Below are 9,914 nucleotides of genomic sequence, written 5' to 3'. Positions count from 1 at the left end.
ATGCCGAACTCAGAAGTGAAACGCAGTAGCGCCGATGGTAGTGTGGGGTTTCCCCATGTGAGAGTAGGACATCGCCAGGCTTTAAATATCGTTTTTAGGTCAAGACCTAAAAACAGATGGACACTTGCTTTGCAAGTATGCCACTGCGGAGTGGTAGTTCAGTTGGTTAGAATACCGGCCTGTCACGCCGGGGGTCGCGGGTTCGAGTCCCGTCCACTCCGCCACTTATTAAGAAAGCCCGATTCGAAAGAGTCGGGCTTTTTTACGTCTGTAATAAAGTGAATTACTCAATAGTTTAAATAACACTGAGTTCTTCAATCTTTATATATCGCGCAAAGCAGTGTTAGTAGCCCCTATTAAGGCACACCTCGTACTCTAATCGAAATCCACTTTGGAAATTTAAATAGTTCTCTTTGAATATATCCACCACTTGCGCAGGAAAACTAAGTGCAGCGATATGAGGTGTAATCGTAATTGATGGATGTTTCCAGAAAGAATGATCTTTAGCTAAGGGTTCATTGATAAAAACATCTAAGAAGGCGTGACTTATCGATTTATTTTCAATAGCCATCAGTAGCCCTTGCTCAGAAATGGTAGCCCCCCTTCCAACGTTGAATAACAGCGCCCCTTTACAGTAGCTAAGTGTCTTTTCGTTTAGCAAAGCATTGGTTTCTTCGGTATGAGGCAATGTGCTAACAATTATGTTTGCTCGTGATAGTGATTGTTCCAGCTCTTGAATGTGGTAAGTATCATCGAAGTTTGAGTTGTGTGGAGGAATTCCACTGCGATTTAACCCAATAATCTTCATACCCATTGCTTTCGCTGTCTTGGCCACTTGATTACCTATAGAACCAGTTCCTAGAATCAACATACATTTACTATCAATTGTCTCGTAGGGAATTTGTTGCCAATTCTGCTGAGACTGCTGGGCGCTGTATTGAGGGAAGTGCCTGAAGTACTGTAGTGAATAGCCTATTACGTATTCTGAAATTTGTTGGCCAAATATTCCTTTCACATTAGTCAGTGTAAAGTCTGCTTCTATCTCTTTAGACGTAATGGCATCTACACCAGCGTAAATAGATTGAATCCATTCAAGCTTAGGAAGTGTATCTAGCTTGGCTGCAATCTGTGGCGGTGAGGCAAGGATAATGTTGGCAAGTTGAATATCATCTACGATCTCCAAATCAGGTAGATTCAAATCAACGATAAGTTCTCGGTAAGTGGCGTTATGTTCTGTGTCTATATAGAGACTATTATTCAAATTCTTCATCGGCTTTGCTTTTTTCCCAGAGAGTAATCAAGTACACTTTCGTTGTATTTTTCTTCTGCAATAACGAGTGATCATGCTACAGAACCCAATACAAGTTCGTCTTGAAAAGTTCGAACCTTGGCAACAAATTACATTTATGGCTTGTCTTTGCGAGCGTATGTACCCTAACTATGCCACATTTTGTCAGAATACAGAATTTGCAGAAAGCCGAATCTACAGAGATATTCTTGATAGTGTCTGGGAGTTATTGACGGTTAAGAGCGCAAAGATAAATTTTGAGCGTCAACTAGAGAAGCTTGAAGAGATCATCCCTAGCTCTGAAGATTTTGACTTCTATGGTGTCTATCCGGCCATTGATGCATGTATTGGACTATCGACTTTACTTCATGGCTTGTTAGATCGTGACGATCTTTACGATAATATGCAGAAGTTAAGCCAAGTTTCGGTAGTTACAGTTGCTCAACTTGAAGAAGCACAAACTCAAGTTGAAATTACTAATGAAAACCAAAAAGAGAACGAAGCAGTCTGTGCTGAATGGGATGTTCAATGGGCAATATTCAGACCATTGAGAGAAGCTGAATCTCGTGATATTGATTTGATTAAAGATCTGCGCCAAGAGTTGAAAGATGACGCAGTCAGTAATATTGGTGTTTCAATTTAATATGTTGTGACGGTGGGAGTATTAACTCCCACTTTTGTTATTCGTCTCGTTTACTGTCTATAACACCGTGCTGTTTCTTCCATATTTCCCAACGCTCAAAAGCCAGTTGCTGCATATCGACAGCTCGATCAGCTTCATCAACAATTTCCTCACCAATTAAATGCTCAAAAATATCCTCTAGCGTAACTATTCCCAGAATAGTGCCATATTCATCGACAATCATGGCCAATTGAATTCTTAGCGACATCATTTGATCGAACGCTATTGGCAAAGTTTGAGTATTTAGAAGCACATGAATAGGTCGGCTTATTGCTCCTAGACGCTTGTCACCTGATCCAATTTGTTGATGTTTAAAGAGGTCTAACCGATGCACAAACCCAATAACGTTGTCTTTAGACTCGCTGTATATTAATGGGCGAGAAAAGGGCGTATCCGGGTGCTTTGATAAAAAGTCATCGATCGTCATCTCTGCATTTTCTCGAAACACAACCGGACGTGGCGTCATTACTTGGGTAATTGGGATGTTCGTAATGTTTAGCAAGTTATGAAGAATCCTTGACTCACCATCAGCAAACTCCCCACTCTCTTTTGCAAGGCTTGCCATAGCCGTAAGTTCATCCCTTACTTTTGGCTCTTGATAGCCTCTTGATAGGCGCTTAGTAATCTGTTCGGAAAACCAGACGAAAGGGGTTAATGTCCACACCATCCAATATAAAATAACGGCTGATAATGGAGCAAGTTGTCGCCAGTAAGTGGCCCCAATTGTTTTAGGAACTATCTCGGATAATACCAGTATCCCAAGTGTTAGTATGGCGGAGAAAACGCCTAACCATTGACTACCAAATACGGCGGCTGCTTGAGCGCCGGCTGTAGCCGCACCAATTGTGTGTGCGATGGTATTTAAAGTCAAAATTGAAGCAAGTGGTCTATCGATATTTTGTTTTAATTTACTTAGTGCTGGTGCTGATGGATGCCCTGATTGCTTTAACTGAGCAATATAACTGGGTGTAAGACTTAACAGTACGGCCTCTAAGACCGAACAGATAAACGAAATACCGATAGCAACAGTAACGTAAGTGAAAAGTAAAAGCATGGTTTTCCTATAGGTGAATAATGCAATACTACGACAGTTTAACTTTATAAATGGTTCACATACTAACGCTATATCCTTCTATTATTTTTCATTACTTATGTAAACCTTCCCTTTAAACACTTATTTAGAAAGATGAATTCTGTCAATGGAAGGTCAATCTTAATAGTCACAAAGTAATCAAACAGGTCCAAATTGTGAGTTATTGCTCATTATGCGGTTAAAAGTACGTCAGGAAAGCCAAAGAACACCGACAAACCTTTGCCAGACGGGGGCTTTATGCATTAGAGTGAGTTGAATTCGATAACCTATGAGAAGGGAAACCTAATGAACAAGACCCAATTAATCGACTTTATTGCTGAAAAAGCAGATCTATCAAAAGCACAAGCTAAAGCTGCTCTAGAAGCAACACTTGGTAGCGTAACAGAGGCTCTTAAAGAGGGTGACCAAGTTCAACTAATTGGTTTTGGTACATTCAAAGTAAATCACCGTGCAGCTCGTACTGGTCGTAATCCAAAGACTGGTGCTGAGATTCAAATCGCAGCTGCAAATGTTCCTGCATTTGTTGCTGGTAAAGCACTGAAAGATTCAGTGAAATAATTTATAATACGCCGAGGTAGTCTTTATCTCGGCGTGATTTTCTATTTATGAAAAAACTTCTTTTATCCTCACTAATTTGCTCTGCCTTAATCGGGTGTTCGTCATCCGTGCCAACTCCTAACTTAGATCAGTTCTCTCATTATAGTGGTGGCCAATCAATGGGGGATGCTACTACGTTCTATTGGTACACAGAGAGACTCAGTCAGTCTTATACTGCAGGTGATTATGTTTTTGCCGGGGATTATGGCTGGTATAAAACAGATTACCGTTGGAGTGATGGTGAAGTTCGAGAGCTAATTCGTGAGGGTGAACAAATACGCCAAGATGTTGGTTTAGTACCGTATCGTATCCACGTTCGGTTCAATGTTAAAGGTGAAGCTGTTTATCAACAATATCGAATAGATGATAAAGTCCTGCCTATAAATGAAGAACAGCTCCAGCGCTATCAGGAAGAGGCGAAAACAGTCGCTGATGTCACTAAAGAATTTAGTCGAGAAGGCATTGATCTGATTCAAGGCTATTGGGATGGTTCAACCTTCGAAAGCTGCAATGGACAAACTTATGATGGGATTGAGTTTAATCACTCACTGCCAAGCTTTGTTGTAAATCGATTAGCAAGCCTCGATAGCTATGTCGCAGTACTCGGTAAGACTCGATCAAATAAAGTCATCATTGAAGAGCTATTGATGCTAGATACAGACAGTCACGACTGTGTTGAGCGACCAACGTTAATAGAAGCCAATTAATTGATTGAGATATATAAGAATAAAACAAAGGCGCTAATAATAGCGCCTTTGTTGTAATTAAAAGCCAAGCTTTTGCTTAGCCTGTAATCAGCTAATTATTTAGCTTCATTTTCACGCGCTATAGCACGGTAACCGATGTCATTGCGGTGGAACATACCATTCCAGCTTACTTGCTTAGTTAGGGCGTATGCACGCTCTTGAGCTTCAGAAACCGTATTACCTAGTGCTGTCGCACACAATACTCGTCCACCGTTTGTCACAACGTCTCCAGCTTCATTGTTAGCAGTGCCAGCATGGAAGATTTTTTGCCCTTCAACATTATCAGCTGAAAGAGAAATAACATCTCCTTTTGCGTAATCGGCAGGGTAGCCGCCAGCTGCTAATACAACACCGATTGATGCGCGTGGATCCCAGTGAGATTCTGCTTCATCTAGCTTCTCATTAACTGCAGCTAGACAAAGTTCTACTAAGTCTGACTCCATACGCATCATGATTGGCTGTGTTTCTGGGTCACCAAAGCGGCAGTTATATTCGATGACTTTAGGAGTACCATCAGCGTCAATCATAAGACCCGCGTATAGGAAGCCAGTGTAAGGTGCGCCTTCAGCGTCCATCCCACGTACTGTTGGGTAGATAACTTCTTCAAGAATACGATTATGGATTTCAGGCGTAACAACTGGAGCAGGAGAGTAAGCGCCCATGCCACCTGTGTTAGGGCCAGTATCTTTATCGCCAACTCGTTTGTGATCTTGGCTTGTTGCCATTGGAAGAACACTTGAACCATCAACCATAACAATGAAACTTGCTTCTTCGCCTTCTAGGAACTCTTCGATAACAACGCGGCTGCCTGCTTCACCAAAGGCGTTACCTGCTAGCATGTCTTTGATAGCGTCTTCTGCTTCTTCCAATGTCATTGCAACGATGACACCTTTACCAGCAGCAAGGCCATCTGCTTTAACAACGATTGGAGCACCTTGTTCACGAACGTACGCTAGAGCAGGCTCAATCTCAGTAAAGTTAGCGTAGTAGCCCGTCGGGATGTCATGACGAGCTAGGAAGTCTTTAGTGAATGCTTTAGAGCCTTCTAGTTGAGCAGCCGCCTGAGTAGGACCAAAGATCGGTAGACCAGCTTCACGGAATGCATCAACGACGCCGATAACAAGTGGTGCTTCAGGGCCCACAATCGTTAACTCAATAGCTTTCTCTTTAGCAAAAGCTACCAGTGCAGGAATATCTTCCACGCCGATGTTTACATTCTCAAGCTTAGGCTCAAGTGCAGTACCTGCATTACCTGGCGCTACGAATACGGTTTCTACATTTGGGTTTTGTGCAGCTTTCCAACCAAGTGCGTGTTCACGACCGCCAGCACCAATGATTAATACGTTCATGTTTTATTCCTTAAGTTCTAAATTCTCAAAAGCCCCTCATAATGAGAGGCTTGATATTCGTCTACTGTTTAGAAGCTAACTCTAATAATTAGTGACGGAAGTGACGCATGCCAGTGAAGATCATCGCCATGCCGTGTTCATCTGCCGCAGCGATAACTTCGTCATCACGCATCGAACCGCCAGGTTGGATAACACACTTAATGCCAGCTTCAGCTGCTGCATCAATACCATCTCGGAATGGGAAGAAAGCATCAGATGCCATCGCACAACCTTCAACCACAAGACCTTCGTCAGCAGCTTTAATTCCTGCAATTTTAGCTGAGTAAACGCGGCTCATTTGGCCAGCGCCGACACCAATCGTCATATCGCCTTTTGAGTAAACAATGGCATTAGACTTAACGTATTTAGCAACCTTCCAGCAGAATAGTGCATCTTTTAGCTCTTCTTCTGTTGGTTGACGTTTTGATACCACTTTAAGGTCAGACGCTTCAACCATACCTTGGTCACGATCTTGAACAAGTAGACCACCGTTAACGCGTTTAACATCAAAGCCTGTTGTCTTCGCAGCCCACTCGCCACACTCAAGTAAGCGAAGGTTTTTCTTAGCTGCTACGATTTCTACCGCTTCAGCAGAAACAGAAGGTGCAATGATAACTTCAACGAATTGACGTTCAGTGATTGCTGTCGCTGTTGCTGCATCTAATTCACGGTTAAATGCGATGATGCCGCCAAATGCCGATGTTGGATCAGTTTTGAAAGCTCGGTCGTAAGCTTCTAGGATGTCTTTACCTAGTGCAACACCACAAGGGTTTGCGTGCTTAACGATGACACATGCTGGCTCGTCAAACTCTTTCACACACTCAAGTGCAGCGTCAGTGTCCGCGATGTTGTTGTAAGACAGAGCTTTACCTTGAATTTGAGTGGCTGTAGATACTGACGCTTCTTCAGGGTTTGCTTCTACGTAGAAAGCGGCTGCTTGGTGGCTGTTCTCACCGTAGCGCATGTCTTGCTTCTTCTCGAATTGTTGGTTGAATGTGCGAGGGAACTTAGACTCTGCATCAGCCTTCTTTCCTTCTTCATCAAGCAAAGAGGCACCGTAAGATGGAACCATAGTGCCGAAGTAATTAGCAATCATACCGTCGTAAGAAGCGGTGTGCTCAAATGCTGCAATAGCTAAGTCGAAACGAGTTTCTAGTGTTAGAGATTTCTCGTTTGAATCCATTTCTGCAACAACGCGATCGTAGTCATGTGCGTTAACAACAATAGCTACGTCTTTGTGGTTTTTAGCCGCAGAGCGAACCATTGTAGGACCACCGATATCGATGTTCTCAACAGCATCAGCAAGCGTACAGCCTTCTTTAGCCACAGTTTCTGCAAATGGGTATAGGTTAACGACAACCATATCGATAGGGTTGATACCGTGAGTTGCCATGATTTCATCATCTTGACCACGACGACCAAGAACGCCACCATGAACTTTTGGATGAAGCGTTTTTACACGACCGTCCATCATTTCTGGAAAACCAGTGTAGTCAGAAACTTCTGTTACTGAGATACCTTTCTCAGCCAGTAGGCGAGCTGTGCCGCCTGTAGATAGGATATCGACACCGCGGTCACTTAGAGCTTGTGCAAACTCAACGATACCAGTTTTGTCAGACACGCTGATAAGAGCGCGGCGAATAGGGCGAGCGTTATTCATGCTTCCATCTTCCTCAAATTCACGGAGTTAAAGTAGTAAAGATATTTGCCAAAATAAACCACTCTGAATCCGATGTCATTGTAAACAAGCACTAATTGGCAATGTAACAATGGATGAGGTTAAATACTCATACTCGGATTAGAATGTTGGTTAACTTTGGTAAAGAACTTTAGGCGAGTTAAGTGCCAATAGACTCTAGATTTGATGGCGCACATTCTAACTAATTTATTACAATAAAGCTTGCGCAATCGTTTGGCATCGCAAAAATAATTGTAAAATCGACGAAAATGAACCAAAAAAGTAACAAGATAGTTAATGAGGAATGTTATGTTTCAGATTGGTGAACTGGCGAAAAAGTGTCAAGTAAGCACAGATACACTGCGTTTTTATGAGAAAAATAAATTAATTAAACCAGCAGGACGAAGCGAGTCAGGTTATCGTTTATATAGCGAAGCGAACCAGCGTCAGGTGAGTTTTATTATCAAAGCGAAGGAGCTTGGACTTAGCTTAGATGAGATTAAAGAGCTATTGGAGATAAAGCTGGAGCCAACGGAGCACAGTTGTGCTGAGGTTAAATCGATTACATCGTCAAAATTAGAGCTCATTGATGACAAAATCAATGAGCTCACTCGTATTCGTTCTGCACTTAAAAAGATCAATGACGCTTGTTGTGGTCATACTGATGACAAAGCGACGCACTGCTCTATTTTAGCCTCTCTTGAATATGACATCGTTAAGACATCATGCTCCTCAGAAAATTAGACCTTAAATAGCCCTAGATTAACTTGCAGCTGTTGACCGCTTTCCATCATATTATTACTTGCCTGCGCAACTTGTTCTGCTTGCGATGTGGTTTGAATACTATGATCTGCAATGCTAGTAAGATTCTGGCTTATCTCATCGGTTGCTAGAGTCTGCTGAGAACTCGCTTCTGCTATCTGCTCATTTAGTCCTAAGATGATATTCACCTGTTCTTCAATGGCGCTTAATGCGTCTTTTGCAAGGACGGCTTGCTCTTGAGTTTGTGAAGATTGCACTTGAGTCTGAGCCATCGATTCAGACACTTCTTTTGCTCTGCCTTGTAACGTAGACACAATCTGTTCTATCTCGTCTGTACTTGCTTGAGTACGAGTTGCGAGTGTTCGAACTTCATCAGCAACGACAGCGAACCCTCGTCCTTGTTCACCTGCTCTGGCAGCCTCAATGGCGGCATTTAATGCCAATAGATTGGTTTGTTCAGCGATGCCTCGAATAACATCGAGTACTGTGCCTACTTCCTGAGAATCTTGAGCTAGTTGATTGGTGTTTGTTTCTGTTTGACTCAACAGTGCTGAAAGTGAATCAATTTGAGTACTCGCTTGATCAATGACGCTAGCGCCCTGTGAACCTTTGTCGCTTGCTTCTTTAGCTGCCGTTGCCGCATGTTGAGCCGCATTGGCGACCTCTTGATTACTGGCATGTAGCTCGTTCATTGCTGAAGCAACAGTATCAACGGCTTGGTGCTGTTGATTTGCTTTAGATGAACTGTCTTGTGCGACATTGTTGAGATCGACTGCCGCGTTCGTAATATTCTCACTCACAGGTGTCATGTTGAGTACGATAGTTCGAATTTTATTGGTGAATTGATTGAACGCCGTAGCAATTTGAGACAGCTCGTCGTTGCCATCCTCAGCTAACTGCTTGGTTAAATCGCCATCACCACTGGCTATTTCATTGAGAGCATCTAGGGTCTCTTGGCAAGGGGCAGAGATACTTCGTCCAATCCACAGTGCTAAAACAACCATTAGAGACAAAGAGAACACTAGAGCAATTAGAACGTGTTGAATTCTTTCCCACACGATGACTTTTATATCGTCTACATAGACTCCGGTACCAACGATCCAGCCCCAAGGTTTAAAGAGTTTAATGTAGGATATTTTCCCGACATCGGTTTCTGAGCCGGGTTTTGGCCACATATAGTCGACATAGCCACCGCCTCCGTTAGAGCGAACGACGCTAATAAACTCCATGAAGATTCGTTTTCCAGTCGGGTCTTTGACTCCCGAGACATCTTTACCATTGAGAGATGGCTTAATAGGGTGCATAACGACGACAGGCTGCATGTCGTTAATCCAGAAGTAATCTTTACTTTCATATCTTAACTTTTCAACAGCACGTTTAGCTTGTTCTTGAGCATCTTCTTGGGAGAGTGCCCCGGAAAGCTGTTGTTGGTGGAAGTGACTAATTAAGCTATGCGTAGACTCAACAAGATGACGAGTTTTTAGCTTTTTAGCTTCCATAAGGTCATTTTGATATTGATTAAGGACGTAACCTAGTGGGATTAGGAGCGCAATAGTCACGAGCGTAGTGAGTAGGATCAGACGTTTTTGAATCGTCAGAGTTCTTAGGCCAAAAATGTTCATAGTACACTCCATTAGGTACGTTTAATTCTTTGGCTAGCCGCTGACTATTATTGTTATT

At 42.7% G+C, this 9,914-nt stretch carries 9 protein-coding genes, 1 tRNA gene and 1 rRNA gene; 6 read left to right on the top strand and 5 right to left on the bottom strand.

All coding sequences use genetic code 11. The features are described 5' to 3' along the window. A 5S ribosomal RNA gene (gene rrf / locus L4D20_RS23175) occupies positions 1–80 on the top strand; the annotation flags it as partial. A gap of 67 nt (positions 81–147) precedes the next feature. Beyond that, positions 148–224: transfer RNA gene (locus tag L4D20_RS23170), tRNA-Asp, on the top strand. Positions 225–343: 119 nt separating this feature from the next. On the opposite strand, the gene L4D20_RS23165 is transcribed toward L4D20_RS23170, so the two are convergent. Continuing rightward, positions 344–1,270: a D-2-hydroxyacid dehydrogenase gene (locus L4D20_RS23165; protein ID WP_428803946.1), complete on the bottom strand. Its 927-nt coding sequence runs from the start codon at positions 1,268–1,270 to the stop codon at positions 344–346. 73 nt (positions 1,271–1,343) lie between these two features. Between L4D20_RS23165 and L4D20_RS23160 the strand changes: the two genes are divergently transcribed. Next, entirely contained in the window at positions 1,344–1,931 is a 588-nt protein-coding gene (locus tag L4D20_RS23160) for a YjaG family protein (protein ID WP_428803945.1), read from the top strand. A 37-nt stretch (positions 1,932–1,968) separates the two neighbouring features. On the opposite strand, the gene L4D20_RS23155 is transcribed toward L4D20_RS23160, so the two are convergent. Beyond that, on the bottom strand, positions 1,969–3,024 hold the full coding sequence (locus L4D20_RS23155) for a CNNM domain-containing protein (protein WP_428803944.1): 1,056 nt from the start codon (positions 3,022–3,024) through the stop codon (positions 1,969–1,971). Positions 3,025–3,348: 324 nt separating this feature from the next. Here L4D20_RS23155 and hupA point away from each other — a divergent pair, with 324 nt between their 5' ends. Both hupA and L4D20_RS23145 read left to right on the top strand, forming a co-directional pair. Next, a complete protein-coding gene (gene hupA / locus L4D20_RS23150; protein WP_428803943.1) occupies positions 3,349–3,621 on the top strand; it encodes a nucleoid-associated protein HU-alpha in 273 nt (90 codons plus the stop codon). Between the two features lie 47 nt (positions 3,622–3,668). Continuing rightward, positions 3,669–4,367: a DUF1481 domain-containing protein gene (locus L4D20_RS23145; protein WP_428803942.1), complete on the top strand. Its 699-nt coding sequence runs from the start codon at positions 3,669–3,671 to the stop codon at positions 4,365–4,367. A gap of 95 nt (positions 4,368–4,462) precedes the next feature. Here the strand turns inward: L4D20_RS23145 and purD are convergent, their stop codons facing one another. Then, positions 4,463–5,755, bottom strand: coding sequence for a phosphoribosylamine--glycine ligase (gene purD, locus L4D20_RS23140; RefSeq protein ID WP_428803941.1), 1,293 nt, complete (start codon positions 5,753–5,755; stop codon positions 4,463–4,465). Between the two features lie 88 nt (positions 5,756–5,843). Continuing rightward, entirely contained in the window at positions 5,844–7,454 is a 1,611-nt protein-coding gene (gene purH / locus L4D20_RS23135; protein ID WP_428803940.1) for a bifunctional phosphoribosylaminoimidazolecarboxamide formyltransferase/IMP cyclohydrolase, read from the bottom strand. Positions 7,455–7,781: 327 nt separating this feature from the next. On the opposite strand from purH, the gene zntR reads away from it, so the two are divergent. After that, the gene (gene zntR / locus L4D20_RS23130) at positions 7,782–8,216 is read left to right on the top strand and encodes a Zn(2+)-responsive transcriptional regulator (protein WP_428803939.1); all 435 of its coding nucleotides are present in this window, start codon (positions 7,782–7,784) and stop codon (positions 8,214–8,216) included. On the opposite strand, the gene L4D20_RS23125 is transcribed toward zntR, so the two are convergent. Beyond that, a complete protein-coding gene (locus L4D20_RS23125; RefSeq protein WP_428803938.1) occupies positions 8,213–9,856 on the bottom strand; it encodes a methyl-accepting chemotaxis protein in 1,644 nt (547 codons plus the stop codon). The genes zntR and L4D20_RS23125 overlap by 4 nt on opposite strands. Between the last annotated feature and the right edge of the window lie 58 nt (positions 9,857–9,914).

Origin of the sequence: Vibrio kyushuensis, from assembly GCF_050337325.1 — a bacterium.
Taxonomy (GTDB): Bacteria; Pseudomonadota; Gammaproteobacteria; order Enterobacterales; family Vibrionaceae; genus Vibrio; species Vibrio kyushuensis.
Note: the sequence above shows the minus strand (reverse complement) of the source record. Positions and strands in the feature narration are given on the sequence as shown.

Coding starts and splice junctions, on each gene's coding strand:
- zntR (WP_428803939.1), top strand. CDS start 7,782: ATGTTTCAGATTGGTGAACTGGCGAAAAAGTGTCAAGTAAGCACAGAT.
- L4D20_RS23165 (WP_428803946.1), bottom strand. CDS start 1,270: ATGAAGAATTTGAATAATAGTCTCTATATAGACACAGAACATAACGCC.
- L4D20_RS23125 (WP_428803938.1), bottom strand. CDS start 9,856: ATGAACATTTTTGGCCTAAGAACTCTGACGATTCAAAAACGTCTGATC.
- purH (WP_428803940.1), bottom strand. CDS start 7,454: ATGAATAACGCTCGCCCTATTCGCCGCGCTCTTATCAGCGTGTCTGAC.
- hupA (WP_428803943.1), top strand. CDS start 3,349: ATGAACAAGACCCAATTAATCGACTTTATTGCTGAAAAAGCAGATCTA.
- L4D20_RS23160 (WP_428803945.1), top strand. CDS start 1,344: ATGCTACAGAACCCAATACAAGTTCGTCTTGAAAAGTTCGAACCTTGG.
- purD (WP_428803941.1), bottom strand. CDS start 5,755: ATGAACGTATTAATCATTGGTGCTGGCGGTCGTGAACACGCACTTGGT.
- L4D20_RS23145 (WP_428803942.1), top strand. CDS start 3,669: ATGAAAAAACTTCTTTTATCCTCACTAATTTGCTCTGCCTTAATCGGG.
- L4D20_RS23155 (WP_428803944.1), bottom strand. CDS start 3,024: ATGCTTTTACTTTTCACTTACGTTACTGTTGCTATCGGTATTTCGTTT.